The sequence below is a fragment of the Nocardia sp. NPDC058666 genome (assembly GCF_042714895.1).
GTDB lineage: Bacteria > Actinomycetota > Actinomycetes > Mycobacteriales > Mycobacteriaceae > Nocardia.
The window spans coordinates 1-22,680 of record NZ_JBHXRY010000003.1; the positions used below are offsets into that span (position 1 = coordinate 1).

The 22,680-nt window shown below is 66.0% G+C and carries 20 protein-coding genes; 11 read left to right on the top strand and 9 right to left on the bottom strand.

Features of this window, described 5'->3' with window-relative positions:
* Positions 1 to 461 precede the first annotated feature (461 nt).
* The 3 genes from ACFWVD_RS09475 to ACFWVD_RS09485 form a co-directional block, all read right to left on the bottom strand.
* Entirely contained in the window at positions 462 to 746 is a 285-nt protein-coding gene (locus tag ACFWVD_RS09475) for a hypothetical protein (protein ID WP_379241566.1), read from the bottom strand.
* Positions 747 to 1,184: 438 nt separating this feature from the next.
* Positions 1,185 to 1,517, bottom strand: a complete 333-nt coding sequence (locus ACFWVD_RS09480) for a hypothetical protein (RefSeq protein ID WP_379241567.1) — start codon at positions 1,515 to 1,517, stop codon at positions 1,185 to 1,187.
* A 115-nt stretch (positions 1,518 to 1,632) separates the two neighbouring features.
* Positions 1,633 to 1,998, bottom strand: coding sequence for a hypothetical protein (locus ACFWVD_RS09485; RefSeq protein WP_379241568.1), 366 nt, complete (start codon positions 1,996 to 1,998; stop codon positions 1,633 to 1,635).
* Positions 1,999 to 2,787: 789 nt separating this feature from the next.
* Between ACFWVD_RS09485 and ACFWVD_RS09490 the strand changes: the two genes are divergently transcribed.
* From ACFWVD_RS09490 to ACFWVD_RS09510, 5 genes are all read left to right on the top strand, one after another.
* Entirely contained in the window at positions 2,788 to 4,305 is a 1,518-nt protein-coding gene (locus ACFWVD_RS09490; RefSeq protein WP_379241569.1) for a pyridoxal phosphate-dependent decarboxylase family protein, read from the top strand.
* Complete coding sequence (locus ACFWVD_RS09495; protein WP_379241570.1) at positions 4,302 to 5,219, top strand: methyltransferase; 918 nt, start codon at positions 4,302 to 4,304, stop codon at positions 5,217 to 5,219. The genes ACFWVD_RS09490 and ACFWVD_RS09495 overlap by 4 nt, the downstream gene beginning before the upstream one ends.
* Before the next feature lie 122 nt (positions 5,220 to 5,341).
* Entirely contained in the window at positions 5,342 to 5,974 is a 633-nt protein-coding gene (locus ACFWVD_RS09500) for a hypothetical protein (RefSeq protein ID WP_379241571.1), read from the top strand.
* Complete coding sequence (gene argS, locus ACFWVD_RS09505; protein ID WP_379241572.1) at positions 5,971 to 7,737, top strand: arginine--tRNA ligase; 1,767 nt, start codon at positions 5,971 to 5,973, stop codon at positions 7,735 to 7,737. Before ACFWVD_RS09500 ends, argS begins: the two co-directional genes overlap by 4 nt.
* A 92-nt stretch (positions 7,738 to 7,829) precedes the next feature.
* The gene (locus ACFWVD_RS09510) at positions 7,830 to 8,531 is read left to right on the top strand and encodes a 2'-5' RNA ligase family protein (RefSeq protein WP_379241573.1); all 702 of its coding nucleotides are present in this window, start codon (positions 7,830 to 7,832) and stop codon (positions 8,529 to 8,531) included.
* Here ACFWVD_RS09510 and ACFWVD_RS09515 read toward each other — a convergent pair.
* The gene (locus ACFWVD_RS09515) at positions 8,489 to 9,787 is read right to left on the bottom strand and encodes a helix-turn-helix domain-containing protein (protein ID WP_379241574.1); all 1,299 of its coding nucleotides are present in this window, start codon (positions 9,785 to 9,787) and stop codon (positions 8,489 to 8,491) included. The genes ACFWVD_RS09510 and ACFWVD_RS09515 overlap by 43 nt on opposite strands.
* A gap of 138 nt (positions 9,788 to 9,925) precedes the next feature.
* Complete coding sequence (locus ACFWVD_RS09520) at positions 9,926 to 12,745, bottom strand: ATP-binding protein (protein WP_379241575.1); 2,820 nt, start codon at positions 12,743 to 12,745, stop codon at positions 9,926 to 9,928.
* An 80-nt stretch (positions 12,746 to 12,825) separates the two neighbouring features.
* On the opposite strand from ACFWVD_RS09520, the gene ACFWVD_RS09525 reads away from it, so the two are divergent.
* The 4 genes from ACFWVD_RS09525 to ACFWVD_RS09540 all read left to right on the top strand — a co-directional run bounded on the left by ACFWVD_RS09525 (position 12,826) and on the right by ACFWVD_RS09540 (position 16,142).
* Entirely contained in the window at positions 12,826 to 13,650 is an 825-nt protein-coding gene (locus ACFWVD_RS09525) for an alpha/beta fold hydrolase (RefSeq protein WP_379241576.1), read from the top strand.
* A gap of 32 nt (positions 13,651 to 13,682) precedes the next feature.
* Positions 13,683 to 14,387, top strand: a complete 705-nt coding sequence (locus ACFWVD_RS09530) for an alpha/beta fold hydrolase (RefSeq protein WP_379241577.1) — start codon at positions 13,683 to 13,685, stop codon at positions 14,385 to 14,387.
* Between the two features lie 48 nt (positions 14,388 to 14,435).
* Positions 14,436 to 15,236 carry an alpha/beta fold hydrolase gene (locus tag ACFWVD_RS09535; RefSeq protein WP_379241578.1) on the top strand — a complete coding sequence of 267 codons (801 nt, stop codon included), beginning with the start codon at positions 14,436 to 14,438 and terminating at the stop codon, positions 15,234 to 15,236.
* Between the two features lie 147 nt (positions 15,237 to 15,383).
* A complete protein-coding gene (locus tag ACFWVD_RS09540) occupies positions 15,384 to 16,142 on the top strand; it encodes an alpha/beta fold hydrolase (protein ID WP_379241579.1) in 759 nt (252 codons plus the stop codon).
* Here the strand turns inward: ACFWVD_RS09540 and ACFWVD_RS09545 are convergent.
* From ACFWVD_RS09545 to ACFWVD_RS09560, 4 genes are all read right to left on the bottom strand, one after another.
* Positions 16,121 to 18,148 (bottom strand): ATP-binding protein, encoded by a 2,028-nt coding sequence (locus ACFWVD_RS09545; protein ID WP_379241580.1) that lies wholly within the window; start codon positions 18,146 to 18,148, stop codon positions 16,121 to 16,123. The two genes, ACFWVD_RS09540 and ACFWVD_RS09545, sit on opposite strands and share 22 nt — an antisense overlap.
* 70 nt (positions 18,149 to 18,218) lie before the next feature.
* Positions 18,219 to 19,049 carry a BTAD domain-containing putative transcriptional regulator gene (locus tag ACFWVD_RS09550; RefSeq protein WP_379241581.1) on the bottom strand — a complete coding sequence of 277 codons (831 nt, stop codon included), beginning with the start codon at positions 19,047 to 19,049 and terminating at the stop codon, positions 18,219 to 18,221.
* Positions 19,050 to 19,053: 4 nt separating this feature from the next.
* Positions 19,054 to 19,938: an alpha/beta fold hydrolase gene (locus ACFWVD_RS09555; RefSeq protein ID WP_379241582.1), complete on the bottom strand. Its 885-nt coding sequence runs from the start codon at positions 19,936 to 19,938 to the stop codon at positions 19,054 to 19,056.
* Positions 19,939 to 20,050: 112 nt separating this feature from the next.
* Positions 20,051 to 20,599 (bottom strand): MarR family winged helix-turn-helix transcriptional regulator, encoded by a 549-nt coding sequence (locus ACFWVD_RS09560; protein WP_379241583.1) that lies wholly within the window; start codon positions 20,597 to 20,599, stop codon positions 20,051 to 20,053.
* Positions 20,600 to 20,732: 133 nt separating this feature from the next.
* On the opposite strand from ACFWVD_RS09560, the gene ACFWVD_RS09565 reads away from it, so the two are divergent.
* Together ACFWVD_RS09565 and ACFWVD_RS09570 are read left to right on the top strand one after the other, a co-directional pair.
* Positions 20,733 to 21,665 carry an NADP-dependent oxidoreductase gene (locus tag ACFWVD_RS09565; protein ID WP_379241584.1) on the top strand — a complete coding sequence of 311 codons (933 nt, stop codon included), beginning with the start codon at positions 20,733 to 20,735 and terminating at the stop codon, positions 21,663 to 21,665.
* Positions 21,666 to 21,705: 40 nt separating this feature from the next.
* Complete coding sequence (locus ACFWVD_RS09570; protein ID WP_379241585.1) at positions 21,706 to 22,662, top strand: alpha/beta hydrolase; 957 nt, start codon at positions 21,706 to 21,708, stop codon at positions 22,660 to 22,662.
* Positions 22,663 to 22,680: the final 18 nt, after the last annotated feature.

The window sequence follows — 22,680 nt, forward strand, 5'->3', positions numbered from 1 at the left end:
GCGGTACTCAGTGTCACGCTCACAACGTCCGATCTCGCCCATGTCTACGGGAAACTACACGGTCGCCGTGTCTCATCCGAGTCTGACAGATAGGGCTTCACCGATCGGGGAGTCACGGAGGTATGTGATGGCGATAGCATTGTCGGCTATCGTAAAGCTGGCTGGGCCGACTTGCAAAATAGATCCGAGTACCCTTGGAAAGGGTACTCGGGTGACCAGTCCTAGCCTCAAATTTGTGGGGCTAAAGCCCGATGTTGAATGTGAAAGGAACTACTCCAACCGACGGGCCGCCGACCACGACCGGTCGAGAGATCCGACCCGCCGGGCGGGAGCAAACTACGCGAACACTTCTGCCAACGAACCAGCGGTCAGCACTCGCTTTGCCCACACACGAAGCTCATCGGCATCAGCGTCCTGAACCCGCTCAGTCACAGCGCTGGGCAATGGACCGAACTTGACGGTCAACAGTTCGCCCAGCATCTCGACACGGCCTGCCACGCGTCCACGGGCCTCTCCACGGGCTTCCCCGCGTACCTCTCCGCGTGCTTCCAGCCGTGCCGCTGTCGGTCGTCACACCTTCCTTCGCTCGAGGCCCGAGACGATCGGTCAGCGCCCATTGCGTCGAAGTCGATGCGAGCGGCGAGTTCCGCATCGATGTTGACGCGGATCTCGCTGGCCGCGTCGGCCGGGTGACTCAGGATCTCTCTGGCGTAGGCATCGTGTGGGTTCGTCGGCTTCTTGGTCATAGCGGAAAGCTACCGTTCGGGCCGACGCGGTGCCGTGGCAGTCTCGACCACGTCGACGCTGCGGCTATTTGAATCGACTAACGGAGATAGCCGAAAGATCCGGCAATGATGTCGGACTGTCATCGGTGTGCGATCCGTATTCAAGCGAACTCAGGAGACCATCCTTTACCCAAAGTGTAATAAATCCGGTCACGGTCCCGTTAGCGTCCGTGACTTCTCCGAATACCGGCAGCTCGCCATCCCCGGCAGGGCCCTTTGATGCTTCGGGGGCGATGCGGAAGTCCAGGCTTTGGGACCCTTTTCCCCAGGCGGCAACCACTTGGACGTGTGAAACTTGGGACACAAAGTTGTCCGCTCCGGGAAATTCTACTGATAGCAACTTTCGAAGAATTGACTCTTCGTGAGTATTGAGGGGACGTGGGCGTACTTGTGCTCTGCTCATTCTTTCCCATCTGCCTGACCACCGATGGTGCTATTAGAGGGTTGGTCGCCGACTTCTATCAGGTCAGGTTCCGGCAGAGTGCGAGGGCGCTCGTCGGTGACCGCGCCGTTCGCGAAGATCCCATCGGCGGAGTCGACCGCTCGTGCCGCCCCTTGCTGCACAACCAGATCGACGCTGGGCGACCCAATTCCCCAAGTCGATACGACCTGCGAATACGGGATCTGTGCTCGGAACTCGTCTGCGCCCGTTCCCCCGCCTGACAGCATGTTGGTGACGACTGCGGATTCGAGGTCGGTCAGTGGGCGTGGCTGAATGGGTGTGCTGCTCATCGGTCTCCTCCTTGTAGAGGGCGAGGATTCCCTCGGCGGTCTTCTTCAGTTCGCGGATGTCGTCGTCGACAAGCGCTGCGATTGGCGCGGTTGCCCGGACGCCAGACCAGAATGTCTAGTGCCGTCCGGCGGACGACGCCCCCGATCGACCCCCGATCAGCTGGCGAAGGCCGTCGTGGAACTGCTGATCAGTGCACGGGTCGATGTGGATGTCTTCGCCGCGGCGGGAGTAGAGGTAGCGGCCGTCCCCGCGGACGTCGAACCAGCTCACGTACCTCGGTGGGGCCGGGCGGGGAGTCTGGCAATCGTGGCTGATCTTGACGTGCCCGCTGCTGGTTCGGGGTGCTGCCAACAGTTTGCGCATCCGAATCGACTCCCGGCTTCGACCTGAGGTCCAGGAATCCTCCGGGTGTCGATCATGCAGGCTCGCCAGGCTTTCCACCATCCCTCCCGCAGTACCGACGGCGCTGCTGCCTGCCACCGATGCCACCATCCGCGGGACGACATTGACCGAGCCGGCGTGAGATCGCCGCTGCCGCTATAGCGATTCTGGCGGTGTGTGATCAGCCTGGCCGCTGATGACGACATCGGCATGTGCTCGTGTTCGGTTGGCAGCGAAGTGAACGTCCTCTGCGGCCATCCAACGCTGCCAGAGCGGCAGGGCTCCCTCACCGTCGCGGGCGAGCCCTCGTGCGAGCCTGACCTCGGGGGACGCTTGGACCCAGATCGACAGGGAATTCCGGGCAGCGGATACGCCTTCCAGGATCAGGACCTTCGGTGGGGCGACGTCGTGCCACTCCGCCAAAGTCTGTGTACCCCAGTCGTATCGTTGATACCGGCCCGCTTGCCTGTTGGCGATGGGTGACAAGATCTGTTGCTCGAGTCGGGCCACCAATCGAATTGATTGTCCCAGGACGCGAAGTCATCGGTGTGGAGCAGCGTCGCACTGCACGCGGCGGCGAGTTGGGCTGCAAGAGTGGACTTTCCGGCGCCTCCTGGGCCATCTATGGCGACCGATTTGGTTGAGCCCAGTCGCGGTGTGCTGCGTGCAACGAGAACAGCGAGGTCCTCGATGAGCATGGGGATCACACTCCTTCGATCAACGAATCGGTGGTGGCGACAGCCTGACGTCCGCACGGGCCATCGTCAAACTGATGTCATGGCGGGCGGTGTCGTGGCGGTTCCGTAGCGGTGGCGTGGCTTCCGGCTTCGGGTCTTCGGCTGGATCGTTGTGGGTAACAGATTCGCACCGCACGGAAGGCGAAACCCGATGCACGCTCCCGCAATTCGCACACCCCACCAGACCGCAACCGACCCTCACGAGCTGCTTCATCGCAGCCTCGATATCGGGTTGCAGTTCAAAGCCGGCCAGGAGATCTTCGGACGGCGCAGCACCGCGGGGCAGATCCGCGACCTTCTGGTCGCTGATCTGCCCGTCGAACCGATGACGGATGACGAGGTGTTGGCTGACTTCGTGGACCGGGTGTTGCCGCTGTGCAAGAACGAGGCATCGCCGCGGTTCATGGGTTTCGGTGACACCGGCGATGATCAGCTCGCGCTGGCGGGCAGTGTGCTCGCAACCCTGACTCAGCAGAACATGATCAACCAGTCGTTCGACAGTCCGAGTGCGACTTTCATCGAGATCACGGTTCTCCGGTGGTTGCGGGAGCTGCTCGGCTATGCGAATCCGTCAGTCGCGCAGGTGAATTCCGTGTGGGATGTGGGCGGCATGATCACGCCCGGCGGGACGACCAGCAATACCGTGGCGATGATGCTCGCCCGTGAGGCGAAAGCACCGGGCACGATGCAGTCCGGGATTGTCGATCCGAGCCAGTTCGCGGTGGTCGTGCCGCGAGGGATCGGGCACTACAGCGTGAAAGCCGCGTTGACCTGGATTGGTTGTGGTGCCCACATCATCGACGTCGCTACCGATGGGTTCCGTTACCACACAGACGAACTCGCACGGATACTGCGGGAGCATCGTGGTCGGGTGATGGCGGTGATCGCCTATGCCGGCGACAGCCGAACGCAGACCGTCGACGACCTGCGTGCCGTGCACGATGTGGTGCGGGAGATCGACGCGAAGATCTGGTTGCACGCGGATGCGTGCTGGGGTTTGCTCGCGGCGTTCAGCCCGAGCCTGCGGGACAAAATCGACGGCATCGCCGAGTTCGACAGCATCACCGTGGACCCCCACAAGATCATGGCAGTGCCGTACGGGCTGAGTGCGTTGCTGGTGCGGGATCCGGCTGTGGTGCGGACGATTTCGACGTACTCAGACCTGATCATGCAGGAAGACTTCGCGTTCGGGCAGGTCACCCCGTTCATCGGCACCAAAGGGTGGATGTCGCTGAAGTTGTGGATGATGATGCTCGGTCGTGGACGGGCAGGCCTGGCGGAGTTGGCTGATCACCGACATGAGGTGGCGAAAACGTTCGCGGCGTTGGTCGATACGCATCCACGGTTGGTGCGGCTCAACAACCCGGACCTTGCGGCAGTGGTGTTCGCGTACCTGCCGGCGGGCATCGAGGCTGGAAATCTGGACGCGGCAGAACTGGGTCGACTCAACCGGCTGAACATCGCGATCCATGCACGGATGCTGGCCGAGGGCCGCTGGCATCTGCATCAATTCACCCTCCCCGATGACCTCGCCCGCCTTCGCGCGGGAGCGGTCGTGCATCCGTTGCGGTTCATGGCGAACAATCCCGCGGTCACCGAGGCCCACATGCGCGACGCCCTTGCCTACCTCGACCACCTCGCCCTGGACCTGGACGGAGAAATGCCATGAGTACCAAGAGATTTCGCGCCGTCTACGAGACCGAGGGCGTCTACGACCAGCTTCTGTTGCGCCACTACTACGGCGGCACCGAAGACATCGACCTGGTGGCGGACTGGCTCACCGAACACCACCATGCCCCAACCGCTTCGCTGGAAGTTGTCGAGTTCGGTTGCGGCACAGGTCGGATCACCGAGACGATCGCGCCCTACGCACGCAACCTTGTGCTCGCCGACTACAGCGAAACAATGGTGAACGCCGTTGCCCAGAAATTCCCTGAGGCTCGGACGATCTGCGCGGATACCAGCGACGCCGTGACCGTGCTCCTGCGGCAGGGCCGGTCGAGCAGTTTTGACCTGGTGACGGCGTTCTGGTCGCTGAGTTACCCGATCGGGGAGTTCTTCGAGGAACTCTCTCCTTCGGGTGTGCGACCTCGACAGGATCAGGCTCGCGCGCAGGCCCGGGCGCGGGAATTCGTGCTCGACCTGGTCCGGTTGGTCGCGCCGGGCGGACACCTGCTCGCCATGTTGTTCGACGCCGAGAGCCCGGAACAGCAGTTGGTGACCCGTGGCTGGGAAGTCGTCGCGCCATTTCCCGATGGTGGCCGCGCCTACACCAGGAACGTACTGGTCGACGCACTCCGCGAAGCCGAAGGTCGAGGTGACGGCACGTTGACACACACGCGCCTCGGGGGAGTGGCATGGGCACCCAGCCGGGATGCGGCGCGTGAGTGGTTCTTCGGGGTGCATTTCAAACACCATCCGCTATTGCTCGATGATCCACAGCTCGCGGAAACGGTGGAGGAGTTCCTCGACCGATACGAGATCGCAGGTGGCGGGGTCGCGCTGCCGAGCGGAGTCCACCTCATCGACTTCCACGCCGCCGCGCACCCGTATGCGTCGCTGCCGATCGGCTTGTCGTCATGACGCCCGAGCTGTTTGCCGCGGCAGCGCAGCTGTGTCGAACATTCACCCCTGCGGGAGGGTACGGACTCGTTTACGGCTCGCAGGCCGGCACGGGAGACTCGCGCTCAGATCTGGACCTCGTCTTGGTCGGACGCGATCGCCCTGGTCGCTACCTGATGGACGGCCTGGTGGGCGCGGTTCGGCGCATCCACGATGATTTCGGGTTGGCCGACGACATGGAAGTCGACTACGAGACAAAACTTTTCGCGACCTATGCCGATGTCGATCGTGCTGTGAGTCTGCGGTGCTTTCCGAGGATCGATGGGGTGCTCAGCCCTGATCCGGTGGTTGTCGAAGCGAGCTGGTTGAACTCGCCCGCGTTCGCGCAGCGCCTGGTGCTCAACGCTCTCACCAGCGAGCACGTGTTCCTCGGTGGGAACGTGGGCCGGTATCGCGCTGATCGTGCGCGGGCGGAGCAGGCTGTGGCGGTGCTCGCGATCTCGATGCTCGCGACGCCGGAGATCACAGTTCCGCGTGCGGTGCGGGCGTTGACTGGCGTGGCCGGTGGTGCGCAGGGAAAGGATTTCTTGGGCTACACCCACCCTGCGCGCCTGTGCTCCACGGTCCAGTCGGGCCTGGCGTCGCTGGTCGCTCGGAACCTGGTCGAGGTCGTCGATGGCGCGCGATTCCGCCGGTGCCACGTCAGCCGCAGCTATTCCACTTCACACGCCTGCGACAATGGGCCCACCATCCCCATCGAAAGGAATCCAAGGTGAGCTCTGCCGGTATTGTGCCGCTGCTCGGACGTGTCGCTGCCGTTGTGTCGGAGGCGATCGTGCGAGTCCGCCCGGAAATGGCGGATGCGGACCCGGTAGTGCGACGATCCGATCGGGCCGACTTTCAATCCAACGCCGCGTTGCCGTTGGCGAAGAAGGTCGGGATGCCACCCGCTCAGCTCGGTAGCGAGCTCGCGGCCCATCTCGATCTCAGCGGTGGCGTGATCGCTGATGTGCAGGTGTCGGGCCCCGGATTCTTGAACATCTCCCTCGCTGAGCAGGCGATCTGGGAAAGCGTGGCCGCACGGTTGGCTGATGATCGGCTCGGTGTGCCGGCCAGCGAGAACGGGCATCGGGTGGTTATCGACTACTCCGCGCCGAACGTGGCCAAGGAGATGCATGTCGGGCATCTGCGGACCACGATTATCGGTGACAGTCTCGCTCGGGTTTTCGGGTTCCTCGGTGCTGATGTCGTGCGTGCGAATCACCTCGGCGACTGGGGTGCCCAGTTCGGGATGCTGATCCAGTACATCGACGAGCATCCCGAATCACCGTGGCACACAGACGAACTCGATGCCGAGACTAGCGCGGTGTCGGCGCTGGACAGCCTGTACAAGGCTGCCCGCGCCCAGTTCGACGCCGACCCGGCTTTTGCCGACCGTGCACGAAACCGCGTGGTGGCCTTGCAAGCTGGCGATACGGATACGGTCGCGCGGTGGCGGGAGATCGTCGCCGAGTCCGAGAAGGCCTTCGGTGCGATCTATGACCGACTCGGTGTCCTGCTCACCCCCGATGACTATGTCGGGGAGTCGTTCTACAACGACCAACTCGCTGACACGGTCACCGAACTCATCGACAAGGGCGTAGCAGTCGACAGCGATGGCGCGATCGTCGTGCTGTCGGAACAGGTCACCGGTCCTGATGATCAGCCTGTTGTGCTGATGGCCCGCAAACGCGACGGCGGGTACGGGTACGACAGCACCGACCTGGCCACCATCCGATACCGCATCGCCTCGCTGAACGCGGACCGCCTGCTGTATGTCACCGATTCGCGGCAGGCGTTGCACTTTCAGCTGATCTTCGAAGCCGCCCGGCGAGTCGGGTGGCTCACCGAGGCGATCCTAGTCGATCACGTGGCTTACGGCACGATCTTGGGACCGGATGGCAAACCGTTCAAAACCCGTGCGGGAGGAACTGTTCGGTTGATGGGCCTGCTCGACGAGGCCGCCGCGCGTGTCCGCGCTGTTGTCGCCGAAAAGAACCCGGACCTGTCTGCGGCTGAACTCGACACTATCGCTGAGCAGGCGGGGATCGGTGCGGTCAAGTACGCGGATCTATCGACGTCGCGGGTCAAGGATTACAGCTTCGACCTGGACCGGATGACCACACTCAACGGCAACACCGGTGTCTACCTGCAGTACGCCCACGCCCGCGTTTGTTCGATCCTGCGCAAGGCAGACGCCACCACGCAGATCACGGTCGACACTGCCGGTCCGCTCGAACCGGCAGAACGGGAACTCGCACTGGTCCTGGATGGCTACGGCACCGTGCTGGCGGAGGTGGCTGATGCGTTGGAGCCCCACCGTTTGGCGGGCTATCTCTACGATCTGGCCCGCGCGTACACCACCTTCTACGATCTGTGCCCGGTCATCGCAGCTGATGAACCGATTCGCTCGAACCGAATCGCGTTGTGCCAGTTAACTGCTCGAACATTGGAACTCGGGTTGGGTCAGTTGGGGATGGCGGCTCCGCAACGGATGTGACCCTGCGGCCGGACGCTCGCCTGCATCGACGCTGCGTCCGGCCGACAGTCCGTAAACTTGCCGACAAGACCTTCGACGTGGAGAGGACGGACATGGCATCCAGTGGCCCGTTTCCCCGGCAGCCGCCGGACTCGACGTCGGATCCAGATGCCATCGCGCACAACGATTGGAACGCCTTCGCCGAGATCGAGATCCTTCGCGACCATTGGGCGGTGAAGCAGTGGACGCCAGGCCGGACGGGCTACTACTGGTATCTGACCTTCGTTGACTCGGACCTGAACGCACTCGCTGCCGATTGCCAGAAAGCGCTGGCAATCGGCGGGGTTGATCCGGTGCCATTGGATGCGCTGCACCTCACGATGATGGGGGTCGGCGACACGAACGTTGTCTCTGACCAGCAGATCGACGAGCTGGTTTCGTTTGCCCGCGAAAGCCTTTCGGAGGTGAAGCCGTTCGATTTGACCGTGGGACCGTTGAGCGGCTCGCGCAGCGCGATCAGATTCTCGGTCGCGCCATGGGATCCGCTGCTGGACCTGCATCAGATCCTGTCAGTCTGTACGGCACAAGCCTTGCCGAACTCGTCAGCACCGAATTCTTCCCGGTTCCGCCCGCATTTGGGCATCGCCTACAACAACACTGACCGCGCTGCCGCTGAGGTCATCGACGCAGTCGCGGCGGTTCGTACGGCCAGAAGCGTCACCGTGCGGGTGAACCAGGTCGAGTTGGTCGTGTTGCGACGAGATGGCCACGCCTATCGCTGGACGACCCGAGCAGTGCTTGCGCTGGGTGGTTGAATCCGGCTCTCCGGCGCGATCAGGGGTTGGGCCGAACGACGCCACTGCGCCAACCGCTCGGCATAAACGCGCGACGGTACACGATGCCGGGATTCCAGCAGCGCGCCGAGTTCATCGGCCCGCTGCCACACCGACCTGATCGGACGATCCGAAGACGCGTCGAGAGCCTCGACGCCGAGCCGAACCGCCCGCTCGACTTCCGGGTGGCGTTGCAGGACAAGCGCAGTCGCCACATCCAAGCGCACCAACGTTGCACTCCACACCGAGTCCGACTGCGAAACATGGTCCTCGACCAACTCGCCGAACTCGAGGGCCTTGTCGAATCGCCCGGCCGACAGGAACGCGGTGGCGGCATTGGCCATGAGGCGCGCTTTGCCGTAGGACTCGAAGGTCAGCGCGGGAGTCAGGCCAGGGACCACATTGTGGTGATCCGCCAGCGACATCGCCTGCTCGATAGCGCGCTCGACCTCTACGGTGTCGCCCAGCTTCCCCCAAGCGCGGGCTAACCCGTTGGAATACAACCGGATTGCCTGAGACCCTGAGTCGGCCAGCGAGATCCCTTCCTCGGCCAACGTCACCGACAGCGCGAAATCGCCTGCGTAATACGCGCAAAAGCTCTCAGTTGACTTAACCCACGCCAGCATCTCGCGATCCTCGATCAGCGATGCCAGTACCTGTGCTTCGCGGCAGTACATCCGAGCGCTGCCGAACCGACCACAATTCACCGCCATGTACGCCAGCACTCCCGACAGCCGTGCCGCGATCCGATACAACTGCTCGACATGGGCGGGGTGGCGACGTTGCTGGAGAAGAAGATTCACCCGCTGACGTAGCTCTTGAACCTCGCCCGCGAGATGGCGTGGTCCCTCCGCCTCGTAACGGTCGACGACCTCGCCGAGCGCAAGACTCAGCCCGTCGACGAGATCACCATCACCACGCAGCTCGGCAAGCTGATGCAGCCGACCGACGATCGCATCCGACCTGTCGAACTGACCGACATCCGGCACGATGGTGGGCGAAACCGCAGATCGGGCAGACTCGAACCGATGGCGCTGACCGTCGTCCAGACGCGCCAGTAGGGTGTCCATCGCGGCGGCGTGCTGGTTCGTGAGTGTGATTGTGGCACCGCGCTTTTCCCACTTGCGAACAACCGACTCCGTAAATCCGAGACGTTCGGCCAGATCCGCTTGCGTGATCCGCAACGCGGCAGTACGCATCGCGCGGACCTCAGCGCCGGTCCAAGCTGTGACAGCCACGCCAACCCCCCGCTCTTCGCAATGCGACGACTCGCCAGGTTCGAGGGTAGAACCTCCTGAGGCTGAACGTCGACGCCTTTCGGCAACCGCGGAGACTGAAGGCTTCGCCGACCGGGAGTCGGCCCACTCACCGACCCCTCAGCTGATCGCCGAGATAGCCCCCGCGAGTTCGACTCGGCTGGTGATCCCCAAGCGGGGATAGATGCGGTAGAGGTGAGACCCCACGGTGCGGTGGGACAGGTAGAGCTTTTCCGCGATCTGACGGTTGGTCAGCCCTTCGGCTGCCAGCGTGGCGATCTGCAGTTCCTGGGAGGTGAGTTGGTCGCGGGCGGTGGGGGAGCGGCGGGTGCTGGTTTCGCCTGCGGCGCGTAGTTCGTTGCGGGCGGCTTGGGCCCAGGGGTCCGCGCCCAGTGCGTCGAAGGTGTCGCGGGCCGCGCGTAGGGGTTCGCGGGCTTCCGCGGTTCGGCGTAGGCGGCGTAGGCGGCGGCCGTGGTGCAGTTGCAGGCGTGCGCGGTACAGCGGCCAGGTGCCGACGTGGCCGTTGAGTGCGTCGGTGTAGGCGGAGTCCGCGTTGGTGTCGTCGGCGAGTACGGCGCGGCTGTATTGGTCGACGACGAGCAGCATCGGCGCGGGGAGTCGCTGGGCCAGTTCCGGTAGGTCGGCCAGCAATTGTCTTGCGGTGTCGGTGTTTTCGGAGGCGACGGCGGCGTCGGCGAGTTCGGGGGCGATCCACCAGCGTCGCATGGGGTGGCTCACCGGGTCGGTCGGATCGTAGACACGGGTCAGGGCCGCGAACGCGTCCTCGGCGCGGCCGTCCAACAGCAGGAGCATGCCGCGGGTCTGCTGGGCGGCGACCTGGATGCATCGCATTCCGGTGGCCAGCGGGCTGGCGCCGATCGCGCGCAGGTGCTCGTCGGCCAGGTCGGCTTCGCCTCGCAATGCGGCGATCATGGCCAGGTTGGTGCGCCCGGCGACGAGGTAGAACTCCTCGCCGGTCTCCTCGGCGAACGCGCGGGATTCCTCGGTCTCGGCGCGGACTTTGTCCCATTCGCCGAGCCAGATGCGGCTCCAGTTGCCGGCGCCGAGGATGCCCGACAGCAGTCCGAGTCGTCCTTGTCGGCGGCCGATTCCGGCGGCGTTGTCGATGTAGGCGGAGCCGCGGCGAAAGTCGCCGAGGAACAGCGCGGCGTAGCCGAGGAAGCGCATGGCGTCGGCGTCGGTGCGGTCGGGGTCGAGTCGCGCGAGTTGGTCGAGTACGTCGCTGCCGCGTTCCCACGGCATGCTGTAGGCGGCGATGGCGAGCACTCGTGGGTCGTGGGCGGGCAGGTCGAGTGAATCCAGTTGGGCGGCAATGGCTTTGCGTGACTGGTCGCAGGCGTCCTGGAAGAAGCAGCGGGACGCGGCGCGCCACAGTACCTCCGCGGCCAGGTCGGTATTGCCCGCGGTGTGCACGTCGGCCGCGATGTCCACGAGCTCGCGGATGCGGCGTTCGTGGTCGTCGTAGCGTTGGAAGGCGACGACTTCCTCGACCCCGGCCAGGCGTGCTCGTTCGGTCGGCCCCAGATTGCTGAGGTCGGCTCGGTCGAGCAGGTTTTTGGCTTCGCGGCGCGCACCGGTCTCGCTGGCCAGTTCCGCGGCGTGCAGAAGCAACGCGGTCGTGCGGTCGGGTCGCTGCGACAGTTCCGCGGCGCGGTGCAGGGCCGAGACCGCGGCCATGATGGCGCCGCAGGCTCGTGATCGCTGCGCATACAGTTCGAGTTGCGCGGCGATCGTGTCGTCGGCGCCCAGGGTGGCCGCGGCACGATGCCACAGTTGTTTGTCGGGGAAGTCGGCGAGGACGTCGGCCAAGATGGTGTGCGCGTCGAGTCGTTGTGTCAGCGGTGCCCGGACGTAGGTCGCCGAACGCATCAGCGGGTGCCGGAAGCGCAGCACCGGCCCGGCCATCTCGACCAGGCCGACGTCGATTGCTTCTTGCAGGTGGGCGGTGCCGACCGGGGTGTTCGCGAGTTGGGTGGCCGCCCGAAGCAGCCTGCCCGCGTCGCAGGTGACATCGGCGGCGAGCACGACCAGCAGGGCCCTGGTGGGCTCGCTGAGTTCTGCCGAACGCGCGGCGAAGGCGGCTTCCAGGCGGGCGGTCAACGGGAAATCCTCGACCACTCGGTCGGTGGTCTGCGCCATCGCGCGCGGTAACTCGGTGAGCGCCAACGGATTTCCCGCGGCTTCGCTGAGCAGTTTCAGTCGCAGGTTGCCCGACAGTGCGGGTGCCTGTGCTTGTAGGAGTTGCGCGGCGGCCTGTTCGTCGAGCGGTTCGACCATGACGTCGGGCAGCCCCGCTCGACGTGCGGAATCCTCGGATCCGGTTCTGGTGGCACCCAGCACGAAGACCGCGTCACTGCCGATCCGGCGGGCGACGAAACTGAGAACGTCGGCGCTGCAGCTGTCCAGCCACTGCAGATCGTCGAGGATCAACACCGTCGGCCGGACCGCGGCGGCTTCCCCGACCAGTTGCAGTGCGGCCAACGCCACCGCGTACAGATCCGGCGATCCGTCTTCCTGGCCGAACGCCGCACGCAGGGTGTGTTGATGCGACACGGGCAGCTTGGCCACTTCGGACTCGAGCGGGCGCAGCAGTTGGTGCAGGGCGGCGAACGGCAGGCCGGCTTCGTTCTCGACACCGTCCGCGCACACGACGGTGAGGTCCTGTTGGGTCGCCCGCTGCCGAATCTCGCTGAGCAGAGCCGACTTTCCGATACCGGCTTGTCCGCGCAGGACCATCGCCGAACCATTTCCGGCGACCGCGCGATCCAGCAGGTCGCCCAGCATGGCCAGATACCGGTCTCGACCGATCAACGAAGACTGCGACAGCACACCACTCACCGCCCGATCCTGACAGAGAACCACTGGTTCCACAACGCGACGACGCAGGTCGGTGCGGTAATCGGGCAGTGACTGAGTCATCGACGGCCGCCATGACTCAGTCATGGATGCAGTCGTTCGACTGATTCGTAGGGGGTGGGTCCGCTCGTAATTTTATCGGCATGACAAACACCTTCACCACCACCGACGGCGCCGAGATCTTCTTCAAGGACTGGGGCACCGGCCAACCGGTCGTCTTCAGTCACGGCTGGCCGCTCAGCGCCGACGCCTGGGACGACCAAGCCCGCCTGGTCGCCGAGCACGGCTACCGTGCCATCGCCCACGACCGCCGCGGTCACGGCCGCTCGAGCCAGACCTGGGACGGCAACACCATGGACCGCTACGCCGACGACCTGGGCGAACTGCTCGAACACCTGGACCTGCGCGACGCGGTGCTGGTCGGCCACTCCACCGGCGGCGGCGAAGTCGCCCGCTACCTGGGTCGCCACGGCAGTGCCCGGGTCGCCAAGGCGGTGCTGCTTGGCGCGGTGCCGCCGGTGATGGTCAAGTCCGAGACCAACCCCGATGGCACGCCGATGGCGGTCTTCGACGGGATCCGCGCCGGCGTCGCCGCCGACCGCTCGCAGTTCTACTGGGATCTGAGCGAGGCCTTCTACGGGTTCAACCGGCCCGACGCGATCGTGTCGGAGGGTGCGCGCCGGGCGTTCTGGCGGCTGGGCATGCAGGTCGGGGTGCGCGCCGCCTACGAATGCATCGCCCAGTTCTCCGAAACCGATTTCACCGCGGACCTGCTCGGCATCGACGTGCCGGTGCTGGTCGCGCACGGTGACGACGACCAGATCGTGCCGCTGCACGACTCGGCGACCAAGGCGGCGGAGCTGATCAAGAACGCGACGCTGCGGGTGTATCCCGGTGCGCCGCACGGCCTTTACGGCGAATTCCGCACCGCGTTCGAAGCCGACCTGCTCGCGTTCCTCGCGCACTGACCACTTTCAGCACACCTTTTCAGGAGACCATCATGAGCACCCCCACAGTCATCCTCGTCCACGGCGCCTTCGCCGAGTCCGCCAGTTGGAGCGGCGTCATCAGCAGGCTGCGCACGGTCGATGCCACCGTGATCGCCGCCGCCAACCCGCTGCGCGATGTCGAATCCGATGCCGACATCGTCCGCGGTCTCGTCGACTCCGTCGAGGGTCCGGTCATCCTCGTCGGGCATTCCTATGGCGGGCAGGTCATCTCCCAGGTCCAGGATTCGAAGGTCAAGGGACTGGTCTACGTCGCCGCCTTCGCCCCGGAAGAGGGCGAGACCATCGGCGAACTGTCGGGCAAGTTCCCTGGCAGCACCCTGGGCGAAACCCTGAACCAGGTGCCGCTGCCCGACGGCACCACCGACTTCTACATTCAACCCGCCAAGTTCCACCAGCAGTTCGCCGCCGATATTCCCGCCGCCAAGGCCGCGATCGACGCCGCCACCCAGCGCCCGCTCAACGATCGCGCCCTCAACGGCAAATCCGGTGCACCGAACTGGAAGACGTTGCCGTCGTGGTTCGTGTTCCCCGATGCCGACTACAACATCCCGGTCGCCGCGCACCGGTTCATGGCCGAACGGGCCGGTGCTCGCACCACCATCGAGATCGCCGGCGCCTCCCATGCGCTGCCTGCCTCCCAGCCCGCCGCGGTCGCCGAGGTCATCCTCACCGCGATCGAAGCCGTCGCCGGCTGACACTGCCGAACATCCACTCCCGCAACATAATTGTCTCGAGGAACCGTCATGCGTATCACCGCCATCGTCAAGCTCACCGCCGTCGCGCTGGGTGTCACCGCCGTTGTCGCCAGCGCCGGCTGCGCCACCGCCCAACCCGCGCCGTCTGCCACCGAACCCACCATCGTTCTCGTCCACGGGGCCTTCGCCGAATCCAGCAGCTGGAACGGCGTGATCGACAAACTCACCGACAAGGGCCTGACCAGCATCGCCGCCGGAAATCCTCTGCGCAGCGTGGCCGGCGACGCCGACACCGTCCGCAGCGTGGTCGCCTCGATCGACGGCCCGGTCGTGCTGGTCGGACACTCCTACGGCGGGCAGGTCATCTCCCAGGTCCAGGATCCGAAGGTCAAGGGACTGGTCTACGTCGCGGCGTTCGCTCCCGAAGAGGGCGAGACCATCGGTGAGCTGTCGGGCAAGTTCCCCGGCAGCACGCTGGGCGGCACCCTGAACAAGGTGGCACTGCCCGACGGCAGCACCGATCTCTACATCCAGCCCGCCAAGTTCCACCAGCAGTTCGCCGCCGACGTCCCCAAGACCAAGGCCGCCGTCGACGCCGCCACCCAGCGTCCGCTCAACGACCGCGCCCTCAACGGCAAATCCGGTGCACCCAGCTGGAAGACGATCCCCTCGTGGTTCGTGTTCCCCGATGCCGACTACAACATCCCCGTGGCCGCGCACCGGTTCATGGCCGAACGCGCCGGTGCCCGCTCCTCGGTGGAGATCAAGGGCGCCTCGCACGCTCTGACTGTCTCCCAGCCCGGTGCCGTCGCGAAGGTCATCGTCGAGGCCGCCGCCGCGATCAGCTGACCTTTCCCCCCGAACAGGCTGTGTCGCGTGGACCACTCCACGCGGCACAGCCTGTTTTCGGTAAGTGAGCAGTTTTCGGCCTGGCAAGTGAGCGGCGCCGCAATCGACACTGTTGCCACACAGGAACTTTCGCTGAGAGGAACTCATATGACCGTCGTGTTCGTGCACGGTGCCCCCGAGACCGCCGATATCTGGGACGGTGTGCGGGACCACCTCGCGGTCGACAGCGTCGCGTTGCGTTTGCCCGGTTTCGGGTCGCCGCGGCCGCGGTCGTTCGGTGCCACCGTCGACGAGTACGTCCAGTGGCTGGTCGAGCGATTGCGCAGCATTCCGGGTCCGATCGACCTTGTCGGGCACGACATCGGCGCGGTGTTGACCTACCGGGTGGTCGCCGATCCCACTGTCACAGTACGAAGTTGGGTGGCAGACAGTGCAGGGGTGCTGCATCCAGACCACCGCTGGCACGAGCTGGCCAAAGTCTGGCAGACAGTCGGCGCGGGCGAGGAATTCGTCCGCCAGGCGGTCGCCGTCCCGAAAACCCTTGGCACGACATTGCATACGCTCGGACTTCCGGAAACACACAGGGCCCACGGACAATTCGACGCTGAGATGGGCAGTGCCGTGCTCGACCTCTACCGTTCCATGCTGGAAAGCCGCTACCGCGCCTGGGGACCTTCGACGAGAACCCGCGCACCGGGGCTGGTCGTCCACCCGGTGCGCGACGGTCTCGACGAGTACGGTTCGGCGATCGAAATCGCACGTCAGCTGGGTGCCACGCTCTACCTCATGCCCGGCGCCGGGCACTGGTGGATGCTGGACGATCCCGCTGCCGCCGCGCAGGCCCTGTCCGATTTCTGGCAGTCATTGTTTCCCGCGACAGGTGCTCAGTGGCCGTTCAACTCCTGATGCCAGAGCAGATCGCTGACTCGCTCTATCGCGGTCGACAGGTGGCGGCGGTAGGTGCTGAACGGCAAGCCGAGCAGTTCGGCCGCGACCTCCTGGGTCGGCGCGCCCTTGACATAGGTGGCGTTGAGCGCGCGGAACAACTTGTCGCCGCCACGCTCGCCCTGCAGCACAAGCGTTGCCTCGGTGAGCAATTCGGCCAGATCGCGACCACTTTCCAGTACCAGACGGCTGCGATGGAGCGGATTGGCCGACAGCGCGACCGGCTGCCGTAGCGTGCGCAACGCGTCGCGCACGGCGGCATCGAATTCGGGACGCGACAACACCACCAGCTCGCCGTGCCCGCGGACCGAACCTTCGGCCATGGTGGTTCCGGCCAGCATGGCGTCGGTCTTCTCCTGCAGCCAGGGGCCCGCCGGTTGGGCGCGCCAATCGTGGGCGAACAGGGCGTAGCGGTGCTCGCCCACGGTGGGCGGTGCGTCGATGGGCAGCATGTTGATGTCGCCGAGGTGGGCGTTCCAGAAGCCGTCGTCGCGCATCACCACGAACGACCACGCGATCCGCTCGCCGCGAATCATTTCGCCGGTGGCCCGCCACTGGGCGAAGGTGGTCGACGGTGCGGGGCGCTGGTAGGCGGCCGGGTCGACGGTGAAGCGGGCCAACGCCAGGTACTCACCCGAGCGCAGGGGGCCGTGTCCCCTGGCGTGGTTCCACGCGGCGGCAACAACGGGATCATGTTCCGCGCCTTCGGAATCGGTGAGCTCGAGCCATGCCGAGAAGGCGACCGGGTCGCCGCTCAGGGTCGAGTGATAGACCCGGAATCCTTCGGGTTGCCGGTCGAGCCAGAACTGCGCGATCGCCGCCGAGGCGGGTCCTTCGGTCTGCTCGGCCAGTTCCAGCACCCGCGCCCGGTCCTGTGGTCGGTAGGGGCGATCGTCCACGACACCGACTTCGCGCCAGACATTGAATTCCGACATCTGCCGATCGGCGCGGAACACGAAGATCAGCGCACCGGTTGCCTGTGCCAGCTGAGTGCTGGGGGCCGAACGCACCTGTGCCAGTAGCGATTCGCGCAGCTGGTTGTGCATCTGCGCGAACCCTTGCGGGTCACGCCATTTCAGGTCGGCTTCCAGTGTTTCCCGGACCACGTCGTGGGGGAACAGGCCGGTGTCGGTCGATTCGATGAACGGCTGCACCCGCAACCACGCGAACAGTTCCGCGGCCTGCTCGCCCATCAGCGACCGCAGCAGCGACTCGGAGGTGATGTAGGCGTGCGCGCAGATCTCCAGCGCTCGCCGGTGTGCGGGACTGGGTGTTTTCCCGACCAGTTGGCGCAGCAGGGTGGAAATCGTGTCCTGGTTCGGTGCCCACATCGGTTGTCGCACAGCAGCTTTGGTGGCCAGCGCCGCGGCGAGCGCGAGGGCCAGCGGGTTGCCGCCGGTGAACTCGAGCAGGGCCTGCTGTGCGGTGGCGGGCACCTGGCGCGCGTGCAGGAACTCCGCGGCCTCCTGCGGCGCGAGGTTGCGCACCGCGGTGACCGACAGCAGGTCGACCCAGCCCGGATCGGAGGTCCACACCGGGTCCGGCGCGCCCCGTCCCGCGACGACAACGACGGCCCCGACCGGCAGTTGCGGCAGAAAGCGCTCCCACAACCACCCCTCCAGACCCTGGCACTTCTCGAAGGTGTCCACGAGCAGCACCACGCCCGGTTCGCGCACGGCGACCCCGGCGGCCGCGACGAAACCTTCCGGCGTCGGCGTCACGGTGCGCCCGTCGACCTCGACGACCGAACGACCACGCTGCTGCGCGAGCCTGGCGAAACGGCGCAGCAGCGTGGACTTGCCGATCCCGCCCGGACCGTGCAGAAACTGCACGGGGTACGCACCGACCGCACCGTCCAGGGCGGCTTGGAACCGAGCGAGTTCGTCGTGGCGGCCCACGAAGGCACGGTCACGTCCCCTCGCCAAGCTGTCGGCGAGCACGCCGCGCTCGTCGCCGGTCAGGCTCATCACTTCTCCTCTGGGGCGTGTTCGCCTCGATCGAGGCGGCACCGGCGCCGAACCGGTCTCGTCGGCCAGGCTAGCGGTCGTTGCGCGGTCGGGCCGCACGTGTTGGACCTGGTAGCAGCAGGTCCGGGTCTTGTCGGAGGATGCGCTGCTCGAGGGCGCGCAGCGAACGTCGTGGCTCGATGCCGATGTCGTTGATGAGCCGTTCGTGGATGCCGCGCAGTGCCGCCAGCGCCTCGGTTTGTCTGCCGGTGCGGTACAAGCCCAACGCCAGCAGTTCCCACCGACGTTCCCGGTAGGGGGTCGCGACCACGGCCTCGGCCAGCGCCGCGACCGCCCGCGCGGTTTCGGGCCCCGCGTGCGCGGGGTCGTCGAGTGCCAGGCGCGCGGCTTGGAGTTCTTCGACCGCGACGTCGTGCAGTTCGGCGAGCTTGGCCCTGATCCCGATCAGCTCCGGTGCCGGGCCGAGTTCCTCCCACGGTTCGCCCCGCCACAGGGCCACCGCGGCCGCCAAATCCATTGCCGCCCAACTGGGATGCCCGTTGTCGAGATGGCCCATCGCACCGGCGACCCGCGCCGCCAGCTGCTGGTGATCGATGAGCGGGCCCGGAATGGTCAGCGCGTAGCCGCCGACGTCGCGCCGCAGATACCGTGGGCCCACCTGCGGGCCCAGTGCGGCGCGCAGGCGCCAGATGAGCCCGCGCAGGGCCGACACGACACTGGCCGGGCGGGCGTCGCCCCAGATCTGTTCGATCAGGTACTCGTCCGGAACGGCCATGCCGTGTGCGGCGGACAGCGCAGCCAACGCTCGGCGAGAGCGTGGACCACCCAATTGCGCTGGTGCGCCGTCGATTTCGATGGCGATCGGGCCGAGGATGCGGCAGAAGACGGTCGGCGAGTCCAACCGACTACTTTCCGGTGAGGAAGTCCAGGAGCAGGTCGTTGACCCGCTCGGGTGCCTCGAGTTGCATCCAGTGACCGATTCCATCGAGGCGTTCGTACCGCCACGATCCGCGGACATGCTTGCCGGTTCCGGTCATCGATTCCTCGGTCAGGAACCGATCCTCGCTGCTCCAGATCCCCATGACCGGGGCGAGCACCGGCGGCAGTTGGGGTGGCTCGACCAGCAATCGCGGTCCCGCGCCGGTGCGATACAGCCCGAGCGAGGTGCTCAGTGCCCGCGGATCGCGCAGTCGCTCGATGACCTCCGGCAGGTCCGGGTGGGAGCTCAGCCACTGTCGCGCGTTGGCGAAGTCGTCCTGCGACAACCAGCGCTCCGCGATACCGGGAAACTGGAAAAGCAGGAAATACCACGACTTTTCGCGCTGGGCCACCCCCGCCTCCACGTTCGCGGCCGGACTGCCCGCCGACAGCAGGCTGACACTGGCCACCCGGTCGGGGACGGTGGCCGCCAGGAGCTGGACCAACGGTGATCCCCAGTCGTGCCCGACCAGGTGCGCACGCTCGATACCCAACTCGTCGAGCACGCCCACCAGATCGCGGACGTAGTGCGCGAGCTCGTAGTCCGCCAGCTCCACCGGCTTGTCCGAGGCCCCGAAGCCGCGCAGGTCGGGCGCTATCGTGCGGTATCCGGCCGCGGTGAGCGCGGACACCTGATGACGCCAGACCGCGTGGGTGTCCGGGAATCCGTGCACCAGAACGACATCGGTCCCGGTGCCGCTGACTTGCACCTGGAGTTCGACTCCGTTGGTCTCGATACGCGTCAGCGCGGACCCTGCACCGCGTCCAGTGGCAAGGCCGGCCGAATCACGACCGGTTTCAACGATATTCACTGAGAGACCTCCTGTTGCGCTTGCTCTACGGAGGTACTTTCGCGCCGATCACCGCTCACTTCCCAGACCAGTTCCTGCCCAGTTCGTGCCCAATCGGACGTTGCGACACGGATCAGTCGCGCGCCGCTGTCGGGGTGGCGCGGGTTTTGCGGGGCGCGGCCGAACGCGGCGGCTGGGCGCGCATGTGGTCGCGCACGCGGGTCATGATGTCGCCGAGATGCTCGACATCGTTGTCGGTGAGGGAGTCGAACAGCAGGTCGCGCGACAGTTGGATGTGGCCGGGCAGGATGCGGTGGAACAGCGCGCGGCCGCGGTCGGTGAGGGTGACCAGGGTGGAGCGTTCGTCCTCGGGGCAGGGCGCGCGGGTGATCAGGCCCGCCTTCTCCAACAGCCCGGCCTGGTAGGTGAGGCCGCTGCGGCTGTAGACCACGCCGTCGGCCAGCGCGGTCATGGTGAGCGGGCCGGGGGCCTCGAGCAGGCGGGCCAGCAGTTGGAACTGCACGTAGCTGATGTCGCCTTCGGCGCGTAGCTGCTGTTCGATGGCGTGTTGGAGCAGTCCGACGGCTTCCAGCAGCGCGAAGTAGGCCCCGAGTTGGCCGGGCTCGAGCGGCTCGACGTCGCTGCCGGTGTGCGCGGCCGGGGTGGAGTCGTGGTCTGCCATGCCCCCATCCTATCTGCTTCGAATTCGAAACAGAGTGACCACGATCACCGCGATCGTGGGTATTGATTCGAATTCGAAGCAGGTTACTGTCTGTACATGCTTCGAGTTCGAAGCAGATGATGGAGGAGAGATCATGAAGGCAGTGCGATTCCACGCCCACGGCGACAGTGCGGTTCTGGCTTACGAGCAGGCGCCCCAGCCCGTCGCCGCCGCCGGGCAGGTGGTGGTGAAAGTGGCCGCGACCTCGTTCAATCCGGTGGATGTCGCGATCCGCGCCGGGTACCTGCAGCAGGTGTTCCCCGTGTCGTTCCCGCACGTGCCGGGCATCGATGTGGCGGGCACCGTCGCCGAAGTCGGTGCGCGGGTGAGCGATTGGGCAGTGGGGGACGCGGTGGTTGCCTTCCTGCCGATGAATGCCGACGGCGCGGCCGCGGAATACGTCGCCGTCGCGGCTGACCTGCTGGCCGCGGCGCCACGCACCATCGAATTGTCCGACGCCGCAGCACTTCCCGCGGTCGGGCTCACGGCCTGGCAGGCGCTGTTCGAGCATGCCGGTCTGGTCGCGGGCAACAGCGTGCTGATCAACGGTGCGGGCGGTGCGGTCGGCGGCTACGCCGTCCAGTTGGCCGCCCGTGCGGCAGCGACGGTCACGGCCACCGCGAGTGCGCGCAGCACCGACCGGGTTCGTGCCAACGGTGCGAACCGAATCGTCGACTACACCGCAATTCCGTTGGCGCAGGCGGTATCCGGGCAACGTTTCGACGTCGTACTCAACTTGGTGTCCACCTCGCCGGAAGAGACCGCGGCCCTGGTCGACCTGGTGGCCGACGGTGGAATCTTCGTCAGCACAACCACTCCCGGTGAACCCGACCCTGAGCGCGGAGTGCGGGCGGTCCGGGTGTTCGCCCGCAGCGATGCCGCTCAGCTCGCCGAACTGGTCGCGCTCGTGGACAGCGGCGAACTCCGCATCGACGTTGCCGACCGCCGACCACTGAGCGAGCTGGCAACCGTTCACGACGAAGCCGTCACCGGAAGGCTGTCGGGCAAAACGATCCTGCTGCCCTGAAACGAACCCTCTAACCTGTTGCTGCACAAGGAGTTACGTCATGTCTTTCACTCTCGATCCGCAAGTCGCCGACGCACTGGCCCCGATGGCCGCGGCGATGGCGGAAACCACACCACCGCCGGTCGGCGATGTCGCGGCCCGTCGCGCGATCCTCGAGCAGGTCATCGCCCACACCGACACCGCCCAACCGGTCGCCGCCGACGTCACCATCACCGACCACACGATGACCACCGCCGACGGCGCCTCGATCCTGTTGCGCTGGTACGTGCGCGACGACCGCGGCACCGAACCCGGTCCGGCCGCGATCTACCTGCACGGCGGCGGCATGATCCTGGGCCACGTCGGACTGTTCGACGGGTCGGTCTCGCGGTACGTGTCGGCCAGCGGCACCCCGATCCTGTCGGTGGACTACCGACGCGCACCCGAACATCCGCACCCCACGCCGGTCGACGACGCCTACGACGCCCTGGTCTGGCTGCACGACCACGCCGCCGACTTGAACGTGGACCCCACCCGCATCGCGGTCTTCGGCGACAGCGCGGGCGGCGGACTGGCCGCCGCGGTGGCGATCGAGGCCCGCGACCGGAGCGGACCCGCGATCGCGCGCCAGATCCTGCTCATGCCGATGCTCGACGACCGCACCAGCACGCCCGACCCGTACCTCGCGCCGTTCGTGCTGTGGTCATGGGACGACAACCGGACAGGCTGGCAAGCCCTGCTCGGCGACGCCGCGGGCGGACCCGACACTTCCGCGTACGCCGCGCCCGCCCGCGTGATCGACCCCGAAGGGCTACCGCCTGCGTACATCGAGGTCGGCCAACTCGACATCTTCCGCGACGAGGACCTCACCTACGCCCTGCGCTTGTCGCAGGCCGGGGTCCCGGTGGAGTTCCACCTCCACACGGGCGTTCCGCACGAGTTCGAAGGGATCGCCTTCACCTCCGACGTCGCACGCCGCGTCATGGCCGACCGGGTTCGAGTTCTGGCGTCGCTCTGAACACCGTGACCCGCCCCG

Bases quoted from the DNA above. Each gene is read 5' to 3' on its own strand.
- ACFWVD_RS09475 (WP_379241566.1), bottom strand. From the start codon at position 746: ATGACCAAGAAGCCGACGAACCCACACGATGCCTACGCCAGAGAGATC.
- ACFWVD_RS09480 (WP_379241567.1), bottom strand. From the start codon at position 1,517: ATGAGCAGCACACCCATTCAGCCACGCCCACTGACCGACCTCGAATCC.
- ACFWVD_RS09490 (WP_379241569.1), top strand. From the start codon at position 2,788: ATGCACGCTCCCGCAATTCGCACACCCCACCAGACCGCAACCGACCCT.
- ACFWVD_RS09495 (WP_379241570.1), top strand. From the start codon at position 4,302: ATGAGTACCAAGAGATTTCGCGCCGTCTACGAGACCGAGGGCGTCTAC.
- ACFWVD_RS09510 (WP_379241573.1), top strand. From the start codon at position 7,830: ATGGCATCCAGTGGCCCGTTTCCCCGGCAGCCGCCGGACTCGACGTCG.
- ACFWVD_RS09520 (WP_379241575.1), bottom strand. From the start codon at position 12,745: ATGACTCAGTCACTGCCCGATTACCGCACCGACCTGCGTCGTCGCGTT.
- ACFWVD_RS09525 (WP_379241576.1), top strand. From the start codon at position 12,826: ATGACAAACACCTTCACCACCACCGACGGCGCCGAGATCTTCTTCAAG.
- ACFWVD_RS09530 (WP_379241577.1), top strand. From the start codon at position 13,683: ATGAGCACCCCCACAGTCATCCTCGTCCACGGCGCCTTCGCCGAGTCC.
- ACFWVD_RS09535 (WP_379241578.1), top strand. From the start codon at position 14,436: ATGCGTATCACCGCCATCGTCAAGCTCACCGCCGTCGCGCTGGGTGTC.
- ACFWVD_RS09540 (WP_379241579.1), top strand. From the start codon at position 15,384: ATGACCGTCGTGTTCGTGCACGGTGCCCCCGAGACCGCCGATATCTGG.
- ACFWVD_RS09545 (WP_379241580.1), bottom strand. From the start codon at position 18,148: ATGAGCCTGACCGGCGACGAGCGCGGCGTGCTCGCCGACAGCTTGGCG.
- ACFWVD_RS09560 (WP_379241583.1), bottom strand. From the start codon at position 20,599: ATGGCAGACCACGACTCCACCCCGGCCGCGCACACCGGCAGCGACGTC.
- ACFWVD_RS09565 (WP_379241584.1), top strand. From the start codon at position 20,733: ATGAAGGCAGTGCGATTCCACGCCCACGGCGACAGTGCGGTTCTGGCT.
- ACFWVD_RS09570 (WP_379241585.1), top strand. From the start codon at position 21,706: ATGTCTTTCACTCTCGATCCGCAAGTCGCCGACGCACTGGCCCCGATG.